This window comes from Pseudomonas sp. PSE14 (genome assembly GCF_029203285.1).
Classification (GTDB): Bacteria; Pseudomonadota; Gammaproteobacteria; order Pseudomonadales; family Pseudomonadaceae; genus Pseudomonas.
The window spans coordinates 5,405,430-5,424,726 of sequence record NZ_CP115669.1 but is presented as its reverse complement, the minus strand read 5'-3'; the positions used below and the strand labels follow the sequence as shown (position 1 = coordinate 5,424,726).

Genomic DNA, 19,297 nt, shown 5'->3' with positions numbered 1-19,297 from the left:
CTTGCTCGCGAACAGCCCCGCTGCGGAGATGGGTTCGCGAGCAAGCTTGCTCCTACGAAAAATGATTACATCTCGCTGGGTCTGGAGATAGCACCCCATGGATAACGTTCTCGAATTCAAACGCGGCCGCGTCCCCCTGCTGATCAGCATGCCGCACCCCGGCACCCGCCTGACCCCGGCGGTGGAAGCCGGTCTGGTCGACGAAGCCCGCGAACTGGCCGATACCGACTGGCACATTCCCCAGCTCTACGCCTTCGCCGAAGAGTTGGGCGCCAGCACCCTGGCTGCCGGCTACTCGCGTTACGTCATCGACCTCAACCGCCCGGCCGACGATAAGCCGCTGTACAGCACCGCCACTACCGGCCTCTACCCGGACACCCTGTTCGACGGCCGCCCGCTGTTCAAGGACGGCCAGACTCCGTCACCCGAGGAGCGTGCGCGTTACCTGGCCGAAGTCTGGACCCCTTATCACCAGACCCTGGCCGACGAGCTGGCGCGCCTGAAGGCCGAATTCGGCTACGCGCTGCTGTGGGATGCCCACTCGATCGCCTCGGTGATCCCCCACCTGTTCGACGGCAAGCTGCCGGACTTCAACATCGGCACCAACAGCGGCGCCAGCTGTGACGCGGAGCTGGCCGAGCGACTGGTAGCGGTCTGCGCCGACGCGCCTGCCTATCTCCACATCCTCAACGGCCGCTTCAAGGGCGGGCATATCACCCGCCACTATGGCCAGCCGCAGGACAACGTGCACGCGGTGCAGTTGGAGCTCGCGCAGTGCAACTACATGGATGAGCAGGCGCCCTTCGGCTACCGCGAAGACCTCGCCGCGCCCACCGCCCAGGTGCTCCGGCGCATGCTGGAAACCTTCATCGCCTGGGGTCGCGAACGCTACGGGCGCTGAGTTTACGCAGCTTCCTGCCTCGCCGGGGGTTGTCGGCGCGGCGCCGCTGGACCACGCATCCCGGCGGCGTTTCCCCGGGGCGGCAGGGGGCTGTCTTTTATTCGAAGCGGTGCTGCGCCAGTTGTCCCTCGGCATGCCGCACCAGCATCTCCAGGAGCAGCGCCTGGGTGTGTGGTGGCGTTTCGTCGGCGCGCGTAAGGGCATAGAGGGTCACCTTCACGGTGGGCGACAAGGTGCGTTGCACCGTCAGGCGCTCGTCCGCGCCCAGCGCAGTGAAGGGATCGACCAGCGCCAATCCCGTCCCGGCTTCCACCAGCGTGCGCGCCAGTGCGTAGGTCTGCACCGCGATACGCACACGCGGCGGCGGTTCGATATTCGCCAGGTGGCCTTCCAGGCGGGCGGACAGCGGATCGGAAGTGGACAGTCCGATCATCGGTTCGCCCGCCAGTTCGCCCAGTGTCAGGGGTTTGCCCAGGCGTTCCTCAGGCCAGTGCCCGCTCGGCGCCAAGGCCACCAGCGGGCCGCTGGCGATGGGCTGCGAGCGCAGGCCGGGGTGGTCGGTCTGCTGCAGGGTCAGGGCGAGGTCGAGCTCGCGCATCAGCAGGTTCTGGATCAGCTCGCGGGAATGTTGGGTGGCCAGCTCGCAACTGCTTTGCGGATAGCGGTCGGTCCATTCGCGGATCACCGGCGGCAGTAGCGACAGCGCCATGGCCGGCGTGGCGCCCACGCGCAGGCGGTTCTCCGGCTGGCCGCGCAGGCTCTGCGCCAGACGGCGCACGCCCTGCAGGCTTTCGCTGACCTTGGCCACTTCGCGCTCCAGTTCCAGCGCCTCGGGCGTTGCCTGCAGTTTTCCGCGTACGCGCAGGAACAGCGGGAAGCCCAGTTGCTGCTCGGCGTGCTGCAGCACCTTGGTCACCGCCGGTTGGGAAACGTGCAGCAACTGCGCGGCGCCGCTGACCGAGCCGGTCTCGCGGATGGCCTGGAACACTTCGATATGGCGCAGGCGCATGGGTCTCCCCCTTGTATGAATAACGAACGTGTATAACGCAAGGTTATGGGTTGCCCATCTTTATTCATTGTTCGCCGCCTGTCATCCGGCCCTAAGGTCGAGGCCTGGAATCTCTCGGGTGGTGGGGCGGAAATGGCACAGCGGGTTTGCATCATCGGCGCGGGCGTGGTCGGACTGGCCACCGCCCAGGCGCTGGTCCTCGAAGGATTCGACGTCACCGTGCTGGAGGCGCGCGATGCGGCCGGGCTGGAAACCAGCTTCGCCAACGGTGGCCAGTTGTCCTACCGCTATGTGGCGCCGCTGGCCGATGCCGGCGTACCGCAGCAGGCGCTGGGTTGGCTGCTGCGCGGGGACTCGCCGCTGCGCCTGCGCCCGCGCCTGGACCCGGCGCAGTGGCGCTGGCTGATGGAGTTCACGGCGGCCTGCCGGCGTTCGGTGAACCAGGCCAACGCCAAGCATCTGCTGCGCCTGGCGCTGTTCAGCCAGGCGACGCTGGCGCAGTGGCGAGAAATCGGTCTGGACGGCTTCGATTGGCGGCGTAACGGCAAGCTGGTGGCCTTTCGCGACGCAGGCAGCTTCCGCAGCGCTCGGCAGAACCTGTCCGATCCCTCCGCGCAGTTCGTGCTCTCGGCGCAGCAGTGCCGTGAGTTGGACCCGGCACTGGAGCGTGCGCCCTTTGTGGGTGGCATCCACACGCCGGACGAGGAGGTCGCCGATTGCTTCCTGTTCTGCCAGCGGCTGGCCGAGCGGCTTCAGGCGTCCGGGCGTTGCCGTCTGCTCTACGCCCACCCGGCTTCGCGGCTGCTCCTGCGTAATGGTGCCGTGGCGGGTGTCGAGGCGGGCGGGGAGAGCTTCGAGGCCGATCACGTCGTGCTCGCCGCCGGCTATCGCAGCGCGGCCCTGCTGCCGGGCGGGCCGCGCCTGCCGCTCTATCCGCTCAAGGGCTACAGCCTGACCGCGCCGATCCGCGCCGGCGACCGCGCGCCCGACGTGAGCCTCACCGATTACGACCGCAAGGTGGTCTATGCACGTATCGGCGATCGCCTGCGCATTGCCGCCATGGTCGATATCGTCGGCTTCGATCCGCGCCTGGAGCCCAAGCGGCTGGCGCTGATCCGCCAGCAGGCGGTGGATACCCTGCCCGACGCCTGCGACTACGGCGCCGCCATCGAATGGGCCGGCATGCGCCCGGCGACGCCCACGGGTGTGCCACTGGTGGGCGCCTGCGGGCCGCGCGGGCTTTGGCTGAATATTGGCCACGGTGCGCTCGGCTTCACCCTGGCCTGCGGCAGCGCGCAGCTCATCGCCGCACAAATCGCCGGGCGCCGCCCCGGCATCGATACCCAGGGCCTGACGCCCCAGCGTCTGGCCAGCTGATTTCGCGAATCTGGAGATTGACCATGCAACTTACCCGAATCGCCACCAACGACCGCCTCTCCGGCGCTATGGTCTTCGGCTCGCTGGTGTTCCTCTCCGGGCAGGTGCCTGCCCAAGCCACCGATATCCGGGGGCAAACCGAGGAAGTGCTGGCGAAGATCGACGCGCTGCTGGCCGAGGCCGGCACCGACAAGGCGAATATTCTCAGCGCGACCATCTACCTCAAGGACATCACGACCGACTTCGAGGCCATGAACGGCGTGTGGTCGGACTGGCTGCCAGCCGGTTGCGCACCGACCCGCACCACGGTGCAGGCCTTGCTGGCGCGGCCGCAGGTTCTGGTGGAAATCACGGTGATCGCCGCCAGGCCCTGAACCTCAACCTGACTCACAACAACAAGAAGGATCAAACCCATGAAACGATTTGCACTGGGAATGCTGGCGGCGTCCAGCCTGGTCTGCGCGCTGGCGCAGGCCGACGAGGTACTGGACGGCACGCTGAAGAAAGTCGCTGAGCGCGGCACGATAACCCTGGGTTATCGCGATGCCTCGGTGCCGTTCTCCTACCTGGGCGACAACAGTGGCCAGCCCATGGGCTACTCGGTGGACCTGGCCGGCAAGGTGGTCGAGCGCCTGAAGCAGAAGCTGGACAAACCGGACCTGAAGGTGAAGTACAACCTGGTGACCTCGCAGACGCGCATCCCGCTGGTGCAGAACGGCACCGTGGACCTGGAATGCGGCTCCACCGGCGTCACCGCGGAGCGCATGAAGCAGGTCGCCTTCTCCTACGGCTTCATCTATGTGAAGGGCCAGTTGCTGACCGCCAAGGACAGCGGCATCCACGACTTTGCCGACCTCAAGGGCAAGAACGTGGTAACCACCGCCGGCACCACCAACGAGCGCTACCTCAAGGCCTACAACGCCGAACACAACCTGGGCATGAACGTGGTCAGCGCCAAGGACCACGGCGAAGCCTTCCTCATGCTGCAGTCCGGCCGTGCGGTGGCCTTCTATATGGATGACGCCTTGCTCTACGGCGAGAAGGCCAAGGCCCGTGACCCGCACCAGTGGGTGGTGGTGGGTGAGCCGCAATCGCGGGAAATCTATGCCTGCATGGTGCGCAAGGACGATCCGCAGTTCCTCGCCCTGGTCAACCAGACGCTGGCCGATCTTTACGCCTCCGGCGAGATCAAGGGCATCTATCAGCGTTGGTTCGAGCAGCCGATCCCGCCGAAGAACCTCAACCTGGAATTCCCCATGACTGCCGAACTCCAGGCGATCATCGCCAAGCCGACCAGCGAGCCCGTGCAGTAACCCTGGTCAGCGTTGCAGGCCGAGGTGGCGGATCATCGGCTGCGCCTCGGCCAGGCGTTCCCAGACGTCGTCGAGCAATTCGGCGGGGTAGAAGGAGGGCAGGTGCGGCAGCTGCCCTCGCGGCACCCAGGCGACTTCGCGGATATCGAACTCGTCGCCACCCAGACCGTGCAGGTTGTCCAGGCTGACCCGGCCGTCCCAGGCATCGACGCGGTAGAACAGCTCCATGTGGAAGCGCCCGGCCACCGGTTCGGCGAACTCGCGCACGTACACCAGCGGGCCAACCTCCACCGCCAGCCCGGTTTCCTCCCGGCACTCGCGGCGCACCGTGTCGCGGGTGGATTCGTCCTTGTCCGACTCGAAGCCGCCGCCCGGTGGGATCCAGTACACGTCCCCGGCCACCTCGTGGCGCACCAGCAGGATGTGTTCGTCGCGCACCAGCAGGCCGGCGGCGCGAATGCGGTGTTGCAGGGGAGAAGTCATTGCCAGTCGAGCCTCGCCAGTTTCCAGTCGGAGCCTTCGCGCCACCATTCCAGTTTCACACTGTAGTGCGCGGCGCTGTCGGGGATCAGGTTCTCGGCGCCGGTGAGGGCGACCTGGGCCTGGGTGTGGCCGCGGCTGGAGTAGGTCGGGTCGAGCTGGCTGTCGCTGGAGAGGACGATCACCTTTACCTGCTGGTGGCGCAGGAACATCAGCGTCATGGTGCGCCGCGCCCAGTCGCGGTCGAACTCGCCGTTGGCGCGGAAGTCGGCATGCAGCTGATCCATCACCGCCCCGCTATTCTTGGCTTCCAGGTTGTCCTGCAATTGCTTGACGGCGGCGTCGAGTTGCACGCGAGGGTCTTCGCGACCGCAACCGGTCAACGCCACCAACAGCAATATCAGAGAAAGAAACAACTTCCGTGGCATGGCGCACTAACTCCCTTATGGGTTTTTCGCTGGCCCGAGTATCATGCCCGACACCGTGGACGCCGAAGACCTTTGATAGAGATCGCGCTACGGCAATGCGATTTTCGACAAGTCGGTGCAGGCCCTAGGATGGTTAATGGCCCGGGAGCGACCGTATGCACTGATCCAGGAGCGAGCCATGCAATCTTTGTATCCGGAAATCAAGCCTTACGCCCGCCATGAACTGGCCGTCGAGGAGCCGCACGTCCTTTATGTAGATGAAAGCGGTATGCCCGATGGATTGCCGGTTCTGTTCATCCATGGCGGCCCGGGCTCCGGGTGTGATGCCATGTCGCGCCGCTTCTTCGATCCCAACATCTACCGCATCGTCACCTTCGACCAGCGTGGCTGCGGTCGCTCCACGCCCTACGCGAGCCTGGAGAACAACACCACCTGGCACCTGGTGCAGGACATCGAGCGCATCCGCGAGCACCTGGGCATCGACAAGTGGGTGCTGTTCGGCGGCTCCTGGGGCTCGACCCTGTCACTGGCCTATGCCCAGAGCCATCCCGAGCGCGTGCTGGCGCTGATCGTGCGCGGCATCTTCCTGTGCCGCCCGCAGGAAATCCACTGGTTCTACCAGGAAGGCGCGAGCCGCCTGTTCCCCGATTACTGGGAGGACTACCTGGCCCCGATCCCGGCGGACGAGCAGGACGACCTGGTGAACGCCTTCCATCGCCGCCTGACCGGCCCCGACCAGATCGCCCAGATGCACGCCGCCCGTGCCTGGTCTACCTGGGAAGGGCGCACCGCCACGCTGCGGCCGAACCCGGCGGTGGTCGATCGTTTCTCCGACCCGCATCGCGCGCTGTCCATCGCCCGCATCGAGAACCACTACTTCGTCAACCGCGGCTTCCTGGAGCCGGACCAGCTGCTGCGCGACATGCACAAGATCGCCCACCTGCCGGGCGTGATCGTCCACGGCCGCTACGACGTGGTCTGTCCGCTGGACAATGCCTGGGCGCTGCACAAGGCCTGGCCCAACAGCGAACTGCAGATCGTCCGCGACGCCGGCCACGCGGCGAGCGAGGCGGGAATCACCGATGCGCTGGTGCGTGCGACCAATGAAATCGGCCGCCGCCTGCTGAACCTCCCGCCGGAGGCTGAATGAAGGGTTTGATCCAGCGGGTGCGTGGCGCCCGCGTCGAAGTCGAGGGTGAAGTGGTCGGTTCCATCGATCACGGCCTGCTGGTCCTGGTGGGCGTCGAGCCGCAGGACAGCGAGGAGTCGGTAAATCGTTTGTTGCACAAGCTGCTTAACTATCGAGTGTTTGGCGACGATGAAGGTAAAATGAACCTTTCGTTGAGCGATGTCGGTGGCGGTTTGTTGCTGGTTTCGCAGTTCACCCTGGCCGCGGACACCCGCAAGGGGCTTCGGCCAAGCTTTTCCAGCGCGGCGCCACCCGAAAGGGGCGCCGCGTTGTTCGATCTACTCGTGGAACAGGCACGAGCCCGTCATCCGCTGGTCGCCACGGGTCGTTTCGGCGCCAACATGCAGGTCCACCTGGTCAATGACGGGCCGGTGACCTTTCTTCTGGAGGCTTGAACGCGCGGCAGCTTGTCATAACGCCGTGGGATGATGGTTAGGGCATATGCATCTAGAACAATGCGTCTCCGGGAGTCGTAAGTACCCGTGGAAAATAACGGGGAATCATTCAGGCTCACCGGGGTCGGAATTCAATCGCCGGCAAATTGGCATCGCCTTTGCTGGCCTTATTAGTTTTGTGTTCACGGACGAGGGGGACTCGTGATTTTCCGTTCCGTTCAACAACCTCTTAGCTTCCTGCGCGTGCTGGTCGGTTCCGCTCTTGTGGCGTTGAGCACCAGCCAGGCGTGGGCTTTCAATCTTGACGACGTGGCCGAGCGCGCCAAGTCGCTGGCGGGCGAAAAGTACAGCGCACCGACCAGCAACCTGCCATCGGAATTCAGCGAAATGAAGTTCGCTGACTACCAGCAGATCCGCTTCCGCAACGAGAAGGCTTACTGGGCTGGCGACAAGACTCCCTTCAAGATCAGCTTCTATCACCAGGGCATGCATTTCGACACGCCGGTGAAGATCAACGAAGTGACCTCCACCAGCGTCAAGGAGATCAAGTACGATCCCTCGCGTTTCGACTTCGGTACGCTGAAATTCGACGCCAATGCCACCAAGGACCTGGGTTACGCCGGCTTCCGCATCCTCTATCCGATCAATTCCCCGGAAAAGCAGGACGAGATCGGCACCTTCCTGGGCGCCAGCTACTTCCGCATCATCGGCAAGGACCAGTGGTGGGGCCTGTCCGCCCGTGGCCTGGCGATGGACACCGCGCTGCCGTCCGGCGAGGAGTTCCCGCGCTTCCGCGAGTTCTGGATCGAGCATCCCAAGCCCACCGACAAGCATCTGGTGATCTTCGCCCTGCTGGATTCGCCGCGTGCCACCGGTGCGTATCGCTTCATCATCCGCCCGGGCAACGACACCGTGGTCGATGTGAAGGCGCGCGTCTTCCTGCGCGACAAGGTGTCCAAACTGGGCCTGGCGCCGCTGACCAGCATGTTCCTGTTCGGCTCCAACCAGCCGTCCGCCGAGCACAACTTCCGTCCGGAGCTGCATGACTCCACCGGCCTGCAGATCCACGCCGGCAACGACGAGTGGATCTGGCGTCCTCTGAACAACCCCAAACACCTGTCCGTCAGCGCCTACAGCGTCGAGAGCCCGAAAGGCTTTGGCCTGCTGCAGCGCGGCCGCGAGTTCTCCCGCTACGAGGACCTGGATGACCGCTACGACCTGCGCCCGTCCGCCTGGGTCGAACCGCAGGGTGACTGGGGCAAGGGCACCGTCGAGCTGGTGGAGATCCCCACTCCGGACGAAACCAACGACAATATCGTCGCCTTCTGGAACCCCGAGAAGCGTCCCGAAGCCGGCGAGCCGCTGGACTTCGCCTACCGCATGCGCTGGACCAGGGACGAAGAGGCGCTGCACGATCCGAAATCCTCCTGGGTCATGCAGACCCTGCGTTCCGTGGGTGACGTGAAGCAGAAGAACCTGATCCGCCAGCCGGACGGCAGCACCGCTCTGGTCGTCGACTTCGTCGGCCCGACCCTGAAGGCGCTGGCCGGTGATGCGCCGGTGAGCACTCAGGTAAGCACGGACGACAATGCCGAGGTCAAGGAGAACAACCTGCGCTACAACCCGGTGACCCAAGGCTGGCGTCTGACCTTGCGGATCAAGGTCAAGGATCCGAAGAAGCCGACGGAAATGCGCGCCGCGCTGGTGAATGGCGGCCAGACCATTTCCGAAACCTGGAGCTACCAGCTGCCTGCCGATGAATAACTCCACCGCTACCACCGCGCCGGTGGCCGACTACCTCGCGCACCTGCCGCTTTCGGCGGCCGAGCGTGAGCGTCTGGCCCGGGCCGGGTCCTTCAGCGAGCTGCACGAGCAGCTCGCTGGCGATGATTCCCAGAGCGACGACGTCGCGCTGGCCTCGGTCGGGGCGCGCCTGCGCCACGGCTACGGCCAGGAGCTGGACGACGCCCGGATGCTGGGTATGGACGACAACGGCCGTACCTACCTCAAGGCCGCGCCGCCGATCCAGCGCACCAAGGTCATCCCCGAACCCTGGCGCACCAACCCGCTGATTCGCGGCTGGCGTCGCCTCACCGGGCGCAGCAACCCGTCCAGACCGGTTCGCGACCTGCCCAAGGCGCGCTGGCAGCGGGTCGGCTCCTGGCGCCGTTTCATCCTGGTGCTGCTGATGCTGGGCCAGACCAGCGTCGCCACCTATTACATGAAGGGCATCCTGCCGTACCAGGGTTGGGCGTTCGTCGATCTGGAAGAGATCAACCGCCAGACCTGGCTGCAGACCCTGGAGCAGGTGCTGCCGTACCTGATCCAGTTCGGCGTGCTGACGCTGTTCGCCATCCTTTTCTGCTGGGTGTCCGCCGGCTTCTGGACCGCCCTGATGGGCTTCTGGGAACTGCTCACCGGCCGTGACCGCTACCGGATTTCCGGCAGCAGCGCCGGCAACGAGCCGATCGCCCCGGAAGCGCGTACCGCGATCGTCATGCCGATCTGCAACGAGGACGTTCCGCGGGTCTTCGCCGGCCTGCGCGCGACCTTCGAGTCGGTGGCCGCCAGCGGCGAGCTGGACCGCTTCGACTTCTTCGTGCTCAGCGACACCAACCAGCCGGACATCGCGGTGGCCGAGGAAAAGGCCTGGATCGAGCTGTGCAACGAGGCCAAGGGCTTCGGTCGCATCTTCTACCGCCGCCGCCGGCGCCGGGTGAAGCGCAAGAGCGGCAACATCGACGACTTCTGCCGTCGCTGGGGCGGCCAGTACAAGTACATGGTCGTCATGGACGCCGACAGCGTGATGAGCGGCGACTGCCTGACCAAGCTGGTGCGCCTGATGGAGGCCAACCCCGAGGCGGGCATCATCCAGACCGCGCCCAAGGCGTCGGGCATGGACACCCTATATGCGCGTATGCAGCAGTTCGCCACCCGCGTGTACGGCCCGCTGTTCACCGCCGGCCTGCACTTCTGGCAGTTGGGCGAGTCGCACTACTGGGGCCACAACGCGATCATCCGCATGAAGCCCTTCATCGAGCACTGCGCCCTGGCGCCGTTGCCGGGCAAGGGCTCCTTCGCCGGTGCGATCCTCTCCCACGACTTCGTCGAAGCCGCGCTGATGCGCCGCGCCGGCTGGGGCGTGTGGATCGCCTACGACCTGGAAGGCAGCTACGAGGAATTGCCGCCCAACCTGCTGGACGAGCTCAAGCGCGACCGCCGCTGGTGCCACGGCAACCTGATGAACTTCCGCCTGTTCCTGGTCAAGGGCATGCACCCGGTGCACCGTGCGGTGTTCCTCACCGGCGTGATGTCCTACCTGTCGGCGCCGCTGTGGTTCTTCTTCCTGGTGCTGTCCACCGCGCTGCTGGCGGTGCACCAGTTGATGGAGCCGCAGTACTTCCTCGAGCCGCGCCAGTTGTTCCCGATCTGGCCGCAGTGGCACCCGGAAAAGGCCATCGCCCTGTTCTCCACCACCCTGACCCTGCTGTTCCTGCCCAAGCTGCTCAGCGTCATGCTGATCTGGGCCAAAGGCGCCAAGGGCTACGGCGGCGTGATCAAGGTGACCCTGAGCATGCTCCTGGAGATGCTCTTCTCCGTGCTGCTCGCCCCGGTACGCATGCTCTTCCACACCCGCTTCGTGCTGGCCGCGTTCCTTGGCTGGGAAGCGCAGTGGAAGTCGCCGCAGCGTGACGACGATGACACCCCGTGGAGCGAGGCGATCCGCCGCCACGGCCTGCAGACCCTGCTGGGCCTGTGCTGGGCGCTGCTGGTGGCCTGGCTCAACCCGCGTTTCCTGTGGTGGCTGTCGCCCATCGTCGGCGCCCTGATGCTGTCGATCCCGGTCTCGGTGATCAGCAGCCGGGTCAAGCTGGGCCTGGCCTCGCGCGATGAAAAGCTGTTCCTCATCCCCGAGGAGTACGACACCCCGCGCGAACTGCGTGCTACCGACGAGTACACCTACCAGAACCGCTGGCAGGCGCTGAAGGACGGTTTCGTCCGCGCCGCCGTCGACCCGGTGCTCAACGCCCTGGCCTGCGCCATGGGTACGGCCCGCCACGGCAAGGCCGATTCCATCGAGGCGATGCGCGCCGAGCGCGTTCAGAGGGCGCTGGATGCCAGCCCCGAGCAACTGGACGGCAGCCTGCGCCTGGCGCTGCTGAGCGATCCGGTTGCGCTGTCGCGCCTGCACCTGGCGCTCTGGCAGGGCAACAAGGAACAGTGGATCGGCCAGTGGCAGCAGTCGCTGCGGGCCGATAGTCACGCACCGGCCGTGCCGCTGGCGCCGGTCGCCGAGCAGCCCCCGCTGACGCTGCCCGCTGCGCAGTCCTGACGCTCGCTCGCCCTCGTCCCGCTGCGGACGAGGGCGGCCGGCGAGTTTCCCTGTTTTCCCCGTGCGGCGCTGCTGGTACCCTGCGCCAGCTATCCAGAAAAGATTGAGATATCAGGTGCATGGGGTAGGCTTCGCACCCTTCCGATGCACAGTGCGCTGTATTGCCCGCCGTCATGGATGCGCGATTCGATTTCTGGAACAACAAGAAGACCTTTCTATTTGCTTGGGAGTTTGGGGATGAAAAAGTACCTGGCATTGCTGGTCATGGGCGTTTGCGCCCTGGTGGGCGTGGCCTCGGCGCAGGCTGGCGCCATCGATGAAGCGGCCAAGCGCGGCACCCTGCGCGTGGGCATGGACCCGACCTACATGCCGTTCGAGATGACCAACAAGCGCGGTCAGATCGTCGGCTTCGAGGTGGACCTGCTCAAGGCCATGGCCAAGGCCATGAACGTCAAGCTGGAACTGGTTTCCACCAGCTACGACGGCATCATCCCGGCCCTGCTGACCGACAAGTTCGACATGATCGGCTCGGGCATGACCCTGACCCAGGAACGCAACCTGCGCCTGAACTTCTCCGATCCCTTCATCGTGGTTGGCCAGACCCTGCTGATCCGCAAGGACCTGGAAGGCACCATCAAGTCCTACAAGGACCTGAACGATGCGAAGTACCGCATCACCTCCAAGATCGGCACCACCGGTGAGTTCGTCGCCAAGAAGCAGCTCTCCAAGGCCCAGTACCACGGCTTCGACAACGAGCCCGAAGCGGTCATGGACGTGGTCAACGGCAAGGCCGACGCCTTCATCTACGATTCGCCCTACAACGTCGTGGCCGTCAACAAGTTCGGCGCCGGCAAGCTGGTCTTCCTGGACCAGCCGTTCACCTACGAGCCGCTGGCTTTCGGCCTGAAGAAGGGCGATTACGACTCGATCAACTTCATCAACAACTTCCTCAAGCAGATCCACGAAGACGGCACCTACGATCGTCTGCATGACAAGTGGTTCAAGAGCACCGACTGGCTGAAGGACATGGAGTAATCCGCGTCTGACGCTGGTTCACCCGACGCGCAGGCCCCGGCCTGCGCGTTCGCATTTTCACGGTAGAGATTCGTGGCTAGAACGAAACGCGCAACCTGGCCCTGGCATGGGCTGACCGGCCTGATCATCCTGCTGATCGGCTTCGGGCTTTGGTACTCCACTTCGCTGATTTCCTACGAGTGGCGCTGGAATCGCGTCCCGCAGTACTTCGCCTACCAGGCGGAGGAGCCGCAGCGGGCCGAGGGCATCTCGCGGGTGGAGAAGATCGAACAGACCGGGCACGACGCGCGCGTCACCCTGCAGGGCGAGGATGGCCAGCAGCAGGTGCTGAGCGTGGCCGCCGACAGCCTGCAGTTCGCCGAGAATGACGATGTCGCCGAGGGCGATGTGGTCGGCGTGCAGCGCCATTGGGCGGCCGGGCCGTTGGCCTGGGGCCTGTGGACCACGCTGTGGATCTCCTTCATCTCCGGCGCCATCGGCCTGCTGATCGGCCTGCTGGCTGGTCTCTGCCGCCTGTCGAAGAACCCGACCCTGCACGACCTGTCGACCCTCTACGTCGAGCTGGTGCGTGGCACGCCGCTACTGGTGCAGATTTTCATCTTCTACTTCTTCATCGGCACGGTGCTGAACCTGTCCCGCGAGTTCGCGGGTGTGGCCGCGCTGGCGCTGTTCACCGGTGCCTATGTGGCCGAGATCGTCCGTGCCGGCGTGCAGTCCATCGCCCGTGGCCAGGACGAGGCGGCGCGATCCCTGGGCCTGAACGCCGCGCAGTCGATGCGCCATGTGATCCTGCCGCAGGCCTTCAAGCGCGTGCTGCCACCGCTGGCCGGGCAGTTCATCAGTCTGGTGAAGGACACCTCGCTGGTCTCGGTAATCGCCATCACCGAACTGACCAAGAGCGGCCGCGAGGCGATCACCACCTCGTTCTCCACCTTCGAAATCTGGTTCTGCGTCGCGGCGCTCTACCTTGTGATCAACCTGCCGCTGTCGCACCTGGCAGGCCGTCTGGAACGGAGGCTCGGCCAAAGTGATTGAAGTTCGTAACCTGACCAAGGTCTTCGATACCCGCGGCCAAGTCGTTCGTGCGGTCGATGACGTGACTACTGGCGTGGCCAAGGGGGAAGTGGTGGTGGTGATCGGCCCGTCCGGCTCGGGCAAGTCCACCTTCCTGCGCTGCCTGAATGGTCTGGAGGAGTTCGATTCCGGCTCGGTGAGCATCGACGGCGTCGACCTGGCCAACCCCAAGACCGACATCAATGCCTACCGCCGCGAAGTCGGCATGGTGTTCCAGCACTTCAACCTGTTCCCGCACATGACCGTGCTGGAGAACCTGTGCCTGGCGCAGAAAGTCGTGCGCAAGCGCGGCAAGGCCGAGCGTGAGGAGAAGGCCAAGGCGCTGCTGGCCAAGGTCGGCATCGGCCAGAAGGCCAACGAGTACCCCTCGCGCCTCTCCGGTGGCCAGCAGCAGCGCGTGGCCATTGCCCGTGCGCTGTGCATGGATCCGAAGGTGATGCTGTTCGACGAGCCGACCTCGGCGCTCGACCCGGAGATGGTCGGCGAGGTGCTGGATGTGATGAAAACCCTGGCCGTGGAAGGCATGACCATGGTCTGCGTCACCCACGAAATGGGATTCGCCCGCGAAGTTGCCGACCGCGTGCTGTTCTTCGATCACGGCAAGCTGCTGGAGGACGCGCCGCCCGCGCAGTTCTTCGCCCAGCCCCAGGACCCGCGTGCGCAGACTTTCCTGCGGCAGGTGCTCTGAGGTTCGGTGCCGTTGGGCAAAAAGCCGCCTTCGGGCGGCTTTTTTGTGCTTGTTCGGTGTGCGAGGGCGCGGCTCTTGTAGGAGCGAGCTTGCTCGCGAACAAGCTCCGCTGCGGACTCAGTTCGCGGGCAATCTCGCTCCTACGAAAAGCCTTCCGGTATCCAGGGAGCCCCATAACTCCCGGGCAAAAAGAAACCGCCCCGAAGGGCGGTCTCTCTAATCAGCATCAGTCGCGGTTGCGGGTCAGCAGCGCCGGACGCTCGGTCTTGCGGCGCGGTTCCAGTTCTTCCAACTGCTCGGCAGTGGGGAAGCGGTCGCTGCGGACCAGGTCGCGCTTGTTGATCACCACCGGCTGGCGGGTAGGCTTGGCGGCGCCGTACTCGCTCGGCTCGCGCAGCGGGGCATCGTTCATCCGCGAGGCCGGAGCCTTGCCGCCGCGCTTGCGCTGACCTGGCTTACCCTGGCCGTTGCCGCTCTGGCCTTGGCCCTGACCGCGACCGCTGCCATTGGGCTTCTTCGCGGCCCGGCCCTGACCTTGACCCTGGCCACGGTTCTGACCGTTGCCCTGGCCGCCGCCCTGACCACCCTGGCCGCGGGCGCGCTGTTGGCCCTGACCCTGGTTCTGGCCTTGGCCCTGTCCGCCACGGCGGCGCTGTCCGCGCGGCTGGTCCTTGTCCGGGAAGGGGCTGACGTAGTCGGCGCGGTTGCCGAAGTTGTCGAAATCGTCGTCGAGGAATTCTTCCGGGTCGCGGTCCGGATCGACCTTCGGCGCGCGCGGGGGCTTGGGCTGCTGCTGTTGGCGGCCCTGTCCCTGCTGGCGCGGCTGAGCATTGGTGTTGGACTGGGCGTCGCTGCCCTGGCCTTCACCCTTCTTCTTGCCACGTCCACCACGGCGGCGGCGCTTGCCGGCGGGCTTGTCGCCTTCAGCGGCTTCGCCGGCAGCGGGAGCGGCGGCGTTCTGCTGCTCCTCGGCCTGCGGTTGCTGGGGCTTTTCCTTGCTGCGGTCCTTGCGCTCGCCACGCTTGGCCTTGTCCTTGCGCGGCTGGCGCTGGGTGGCTTCCTTGGGTTCGGGCAGCTGGACTTCCGGCAGCACGGCGTCGGGGTCGAAGCCCTGCATATCGCCGTCGGGGATGCGCTGCTTGGTCAGGCGCTCGATGGCCTTGAGCAGCTTGTCTTCGTCCGGCGCCACCAGGGAGATGGCCTCACCGGTACGACCCGCGCGGCCGGTACGGCCGATACGGTGGACGTAGTCTTCCTCGACGTTCGGCAACTCGTAGTTGACCACGTGGGGCAGCTGGTCGATGTCCAGGCCGCGGGCGGCGATGTCGGTGGCGACCAGAATGCGCACGTCATTGGCCTTGAAGTCGGCCAGGGCTTTGGTGCGCGCGTTCTGGCTCTTGTTGCCGTGGATCGCGGCGGCCGGCAGGCCGTGCTTGGTCAGGTATTCGGCCAGGCGGTTGGCGCCGTGTTTGGTGCGGGTGAACACCAGCACCTGTTCCCAGGCGCCTACGGTCACCAGGTGCGCCAGCAGAACGCGCTTCTGTACGGCGGGAATGCGGAACACGCGCTGTTCGATGCGCTCGACGGTGGTGTTCGGCGGGGTGACCTCGATGCGCTCCGGGTTGTGCAGGAGCTTGTTGGCGAGGTCGACGATGTCTTTCGAGAAGGTCGCCGAGAACAGCAGGTTCTGGCGCTTGGGCGGCAGCTTGGCGAGGACCTTCTTCACGTCGTGGATGAAGCCCATGTCGAGCATGCGGTCGGCTTCATCGAGAACCAGGATTTCCACGTGGGACAGGTCGATGCTGCCCTGGCCGCACAGGTCGAGCAGGCGACCGGGGCAGGCGACGAGCACGTCGACGCCCTTGGAGACGGCCTGGACCTGCGGGTTCATGCCGACGCCGCCGAAGATGCAGGCGCTTTTCAGGGGCAGGTCGCGAGCGTAGACCTTGAAGCTGTCATGCACCTGGGCGGCCAGCTCGCGGGTCGGAGTCAGAACCAGGACGCGCGCCTGGCGCGGGCCGTGGCGGTGTTCGCGGTCGGGGTGACCTTCGGGGAACAGGCGCTCGAGCACCGGGAGGGCGAAGCCGCCGGTCTTGCCGGTGCCGGTCTGGGCGGCAACCATCAGGTCGCGGCCTTGCAGAACGGCGGGGATGGCGCGTTCCTGAACGGGGGTGGGGCGCGCGTAGCCGGCGGCTTCAACGGCGCCAGCCAGGGCCTCGGAGAGACCGAGGGAAGAGAAGGACATGCGGGGTTCCTGTAGGCCGGCGACCTGCCGGCTCGAGGGCGCGTGATTTCAAGCTCGGGGCGAGCGCTCAGCCGTGGGCTGGGAGCACTCCGTCCACGATACGCCGGCTTTGCGCTGGCCGGGATCGCGGACGGTAAGCCCGGAGCAATGATCCTCAGCGGGGGAGCTTGAGGTTGTTCCAGAGCGCCAGACTGGGTTCAGCCTGGTTCAGGGTGTAGAAGTGCAGACCGGGTGCGCCGCCTTCGAGGAGGCGTTCGCACATTTCGGTGATGACCTGCTCACCAAAGGCCTGGATGCTGGCGATATCGTCGCCGTAGGCTTCCAGCTGCTTGCGAATCCAGCGGGGGATTTCCGCGCCACAGGCGTCGGAGAAGCGGGCCAATTTGGTGTAGTTGGTGATCGGCATGATACCCGGTACGACCGGAATGCTGACACCAAGTTTCTCCGCACGCTCGACAAAATGGAAGTAGCTGTCGGCGTTGAAGAAGTATTGTGTGATGGCGGAGTCGGCGCCGGCTTTGACCTTGCGCACGAAATTCGCAAGATCATCCTCGAAATTGCGCGCTTGCGGGTGAACTTCCGGATAGGCGGCAACTTCGATGTGGAAATGATCGCCGGTTTCGGCGCGGATGAACTCCACCAGCTCGTTGGCGTAGCGCAGTTCGCCGCTGGCCATGCCCATGCCCGAGGGCAGGTCGCCGCGCAGGGCGACGATGCGGCGGATGCCGGCGTCCTTGTAATGGGCGAGCAGGGCGCGCAGTTCGGCCTTGGTGTCGCCAACGCAGGACAGGTGCGGGGCGGTGGGGATCTGCACTTCACCGTCGAGCTGCAGCACGGTGCTCAGGGTGCGGTCGCGGGTCGAGCCGCCGGCGCCGTAGGTGCAGGAGAAGAAGTCAGGCTTGTACGCGGCCAGCTGGCGCGCGGTGGCCATCAGTTTTTCGTGTCCGGCTTCGGTCTTGGCGGGGAAGAATTCGAAGCTGAAACGGCGTTCTTGAGACATATGGAGAAGGTTCCCTTCCCAGCGTCAAGCGTCAGCCTTCAAGCTGCAAGCCGGGCTGGCCCGGCTTGCAGCTTGTGGCGTGCAGCTTGCGGCTGCTCTTAGTAACGGTAGGTGTCCGGCTTGAACGGGCCTTCCACGGTCACGCCGATGTAGTCGGCCTGCTGCTTGGTCAGCTGGGTGACCACGCCACCGAAGCCTTTGACCATCTCCAGCGCCACTTCTTCGTCGAGCTTCTTGGGCAGCACTTCGACGGTCAGGCGCTGGGCCTTCTCGGCGGCGGAGAGGTTGGCGAACTTCTGCTCGAACAGGTGGATCTGCGCCAGCACCTGGTTGGCGAAGGAGCCGTCCATGATGCGCGACGGGTGGCCGGTGGCGTTGCCCAGGTTCACCAGGCGGCCTTCGGCCAGCAGGATCAGGTAGTCGTCGTTGTGCGGATCGAAGCCGTCCTTGCCGGTACGGTGGATCTTGTGTACCTGCGGCTTGACCTCTTCCCAGGCCCAGGTCTTGCGCATGAAGGCAGTGTCGATCTCGTTGTCGAAGTGACCGATGTTGCACACCACGGCGCGCTTCTTCAGCGCCTTGAGCATGTTGGCGTCGCAGACGTTGACGTTGCCGGTGGTGGTGACGATCAGATCGATCTTGCCCAGCAGGGCGGCATCAACGCTGGCTTCGCTGCCGTCGTTCAGGCCGTTCTTGTACGGGGAGACGACTTCGAAGCCGTCCATGCAGGCCTGCATGGCGCAGATCGGGTCGACTTCGGAGACCTTCACGATCATGCCTTCCTGACGCAGGGACTGGGCCGAGCCCTTGCCCACGTCGCCGTAGCCGATCACCAGGGCCTGCTTGCCCGACAGCAGGTGGTCGGTGCCGCGCTTGATGGCGTCGTTCAGGCTGTGACGGCAGCCGTACTTGTTGTCGTTCTTGCTCTTGGTGACCGAGTCGTTGACGTTGATCGCCGGGACTTTCAGGGTGCCGGCCTTGAGCATGTCGAGCAGGCGGTGCACACCGGTGGTGGTCTCTTCGGTGATGCCGTGGATCTTCTCCAGCATCGCCGGGTATTTCTTGTGCAGGATCTCGGTCAGGTCACCGCCGTCGTCCAGCACCATGTTGGCGTCCCACGGCTGGCCATCCTTGAGGATGGTCTGCTCGATGCACCACTCGTATTCTTCCTCGGTCTCGCCTTTCCAGGCGAACACCGGGATGCCGGCGGCGGCGATGGCGGCGGCGGCCTGGTCCTGGGTGGAGAAGATGTTGCAGGACGACCAGCGCACTTCGGCGCCCAGCGCGGTCAGGGTCTCGATGAGCACGCCAGTCTGGATGGTCATGTGGATGCAGCCCAGGATCTTCGCGCCCTTGAGCGGCAGCTGGCCGGCGTATTTGCGGCGCAGGCCCATCAGTGCCGGCATTTCGGACTCGGCGATGATCAGCTCGCGGCGGCCCCAGGCGGCCAGGGAAATGTCGGCGACTTTGTAATCGGTGAAACCGGCAGGCGTCATGACAGCGCTCATGCGTAACTCTCCATTCGTTGTCTGCGAATGGGCGCCGTTGATGCGTTTACAACACCGGATACAGTGTTGCGCGCGCGCTCCGTTCGAGCCTGACAAGTCATGGAGTGTGACCTGCTGCAGCGCCCCTCGGACGGAAGGCGGGAGCGACCGGGAAGTCGCTTGAGCGGGCGATTATAGCGGCGCCTTGGGCATCGCCCAAGTCCGGCGTGCGCCGCCGGTCTGCCAAAGGTGATCTCCGCTGGCTTTCAGCGACGGGGCCGTGAAAACCCGGCGCTGGAAGCCAGTCAGGAGATGCTCGGTAGCGGCCCGCCTGGCGGGCCGT

17 protein-coding genes and 1 riboswitch are annotated in these 19,297 nt (G+C 65.3%); of the genes, 11 read left to right on the top strand and 6 right to left on the bottom strand.

Annotated features, from left to right (window positions below; genetic code table 11):
* Nucleotides 1-97 precede the first annotated feature (97 nt).
* Nucleotides 98-901 carry an N-formylglutamate deformylase gene (gene hutG, locus O6P39_RS24840; RefSeq protein ID WP_275609029.1) on the top strand — a complete coding sequence of 268 codons (804 nt, stop codon included), beginning with the start codon at nucleotides 98-100 and terminating at the stop codon, nucleotides 899-901.
* Between the two features lie 97 nt (nucleotides 902-998).
* Here the strand turns inward: hutG and O6P39_RS24835 are convergent, their stop codons facing one another.
* Nucleotides 999-1,910, bottom strand: coding sequence for a LysR substrate-binding domain-containing protein (locus tag O6P39_RS24835; RefSeq protein WP_275609028.1), 912 nt, complete (start codon nucleotides 1,908-1,910; stop codon nucleotides 999-1,001).
* Nucleotides 1,911-2,042: 132 nt separating this feature from the next.
* Here O6P39_RS24835 and O6P39_RS24830 point away from each other — a divergent pair, with 132 nt between their 5' ends.
* The 3 genes from O6P39_RS24830 to O6P39_RS24820 are packed head-to-tail and all read left to right on the top strand — an operon-like array spanning nucleotide 2,043 to nucleotide 4,600.
* The gene (locus tag O6P39_RS24830; RefSeq protein ID WP_275609027.1) at nucleotides 2,043-3,287 is read left to right on the top strand and encodes a D-amino acid dehydrogenase; all 1,245 of its coding nucleotides are present in this window, start codon (nucleotides 2,043-2,045) and stop codon (nucleotides 3,285-3,287) included.
* Between the two features lie 23 nt (nucleotides 3,288-3,310).
* Entirely contained in the window at nucleotides 3,311-3,661 is a 351-nt protein-coding gene (locus tag O6P39_RS24825; RefSeq protein ID WP_275609026.1) for a RidA family protein, read from the top strand.
* A gap of 60 nt (nucleotides 3,662-3,721) precedes the next feature.
* A complete protein-coding gene (locus O6P39_RS24820) occupies nucleotides 3,722-4,600 on the top strand; it encodes a transporter substrate-binding domain-containing protein (RefSeq protein ID WP_275612026.1) in 879 nt (292 codons plus the stop codon).
* Between the two features lie 6 nt (nucleotides 4,601-4,606).
* On the opposite strand, the gene O6P39_RS24815 is transcribed toward O6P39_RS24820, so the two are convergent.
* Nucleotides 4,607-5,083, bottom strand: a complete 477-nt coding sequence (locus O6P39_RS24815; RefSeq protein ID WP_275609025.1) for an NUDIX domain-containing protein — start codon at nucleotides 5,081-5,083, stop codon at nucleotides 4,607-4,609.
* Complete coding sequence (locus tag O6P39_RS24810) at nucleotides 5,080-5,508, bottom strand: hypothetical protein (RefSeq protein WP_275609024.1); 429 nt, start codon at nucleotides 5,506-5,508, stop codon at nucleotides 5,080-5,082. Before O6P39_RS24810 ends, O6P39_RS24815 begins: the two co-directional genes overlap by 4 nt.
* A 178-nt stretch (nucleotides 5,509-5,686) precedes the next feature.
* On the opposite strand from O6P39_RS24810, the gene pip reads away from it, so the two are divergent.
* The 7 genes from pip (at nucleotide 5,687) to O6P39_RS24775 (ending at nucleotide 14,222) form a co-directional block, all read left to right on the top strand.
* On the top strand, nucleotides 5,687-6,658 hold the full coding sequence (gene pip / locus O6P39_RS24805; RefSeq protein ID WP_275609023.1) for a prolyl aminopeptidase: 972 nt from the start codon (nucleotides 5,687-5,689) through the stop codon (nucleotides 6,656-6,658).
* The gene (dtd, locus tag O6P39_RS24800; protein ID WP_207882060.1) at nucleotides 6,655-7,092 is read left to right on the top strand and encodes a D-aminoacyl-tRNA deacylase; all 438 of its coding nucleotides are present in this window, start codon (nucleotides 6,655-6,657) and stop codon (nucleotides 7,090-7,092) included. Before pip ends, dtd begins: the two co-directional genes overlap by 4 nt.
* Before the next feature lie 237 nt (nucleotides 7,093-7,329).
* The gene (locus tag O6P39_RS24795; RefSeq protein ID WP_275612025.1) at nucleotides 7,330-8,856 is read left to right on the top strand and encodes a glucan biosynthesis protein G; all 1,527 of its coding nucleotides are present in this window, start codon (nucleotides 7,330-7,332) and stop codon (nucleotides 8,854-8,856) included.
* Nucleotides 8,849-11,425: a glucans biosynthesis glucosyltransferase MdoH gene (gene mdoH / locus O6P39_RS24790; RefSeq protein ID WP_275609022.1), complete on the top strand. Its 2,577-nt coding sequence runs from the start codon at nucleotides 8,849-8,851 to the stop codon at nucleotides 11,423-11,425. The genes O6P39_RS24795 and mdoH overlap by 8 nt, the downstream gene beginning before the upstream one ends.
* 237 nt (nucleotides 11,426-11,662) lie before the next feature.
* Nucleotides 11,663-12,460 (top strand): transporter substrate-binding domain-containing protein, encoded by a 798-nt coding sequence (locus O6P39_RS24785; protein WP_275609021.1) that lies wholly within the window; start codon nucleotides 11,663-11,665, stop codon nucleotides 12,458-12,460.
* 72 nt (nucleotides 12,461-12,532) lie between these two features.
* On the top strand, nucleotides 12,533-13,495 hold the full coding sequence (locus O6P39_RS24780; RefSeq protein WP_275609020.1) for an amino acid ABC transporter permease: 963 nt from the start codon (nucleotides 12,533-12,535) through the stop codon (nucleotides 13,493-13,495).
* Nucleotides 13,488-14,222, top strand: a complete 735-nt coding sequence (locus O6P39_RS24775) for an amino acid ABC transporter ATP-binding protein (protein WP_275609019.1) — start codon at nucleotides 13,488-13,490, stop codon at nucleotides 14,220-14,222. The genes O6P39_RS24780 and O6P39_RS24775 overlap by 8 nt, the downstream gene beginning before the upstream one ends.
* A 226-nt stretch (nucleotides 14,223-14,448) precedes the next feature.
* Here the strand turns inward: O6P39_RS24775 and O6P39_RS24770 are convergent, their stop codons facing one another.
* The 3 genes from O6P39_RS24770 to ahcY form a co-directional block, all read right to left on the bottom strand.
* Nucleotides 14,449-16,467 (bottom strand): DEAD/DEAH box helicase, encoded by a 2,019-nt coding sequence (locus O6P39_RS24770; protein WP_275609018.1) that lies wholly within the window; start codon nucleotides 16,465-16,467, stop codon nucleotides 14,449-14,451.
* Between the two features lie 154 nt (nucleotides 16,468-16,621).
* A complete protein-coding gene (gene metF / locus O6P39_RS24765) occupies nucleotides 16,622-17,467 on the bottom strand; it encodes a methylenetetrahydrofolate reductase [NAD(P)H] (RefSeq protein WP_275609017.1) in 846 nt (281 codons plus the stop codon).
* Between the two features lie 98 nt (nucleotides 17,468-17,565).
* Nucleotides 17,566-18,975: an adenosylhomocysteinase gene (ahcY, locus tag O6P39_RS24760; protein ID WP_275609016.1), complete on the bottom strand. Its 1,410-nt coding sequence runs from the start codon at nucleotides 18,973-18,975 to the stop codon at nucleotides 17,566-17,568.
* A 22-nt stretch (nucleotides 18,976-18,997) separates the two neighbouring features.
* Nucleotides 18,998-19,109: riboswitch (S-adenosyl-L-homocysteine riboswitch) on the bottom strand.
* Nucleotides 19,110-19,297: the final 188 nt, after the last annotated feature.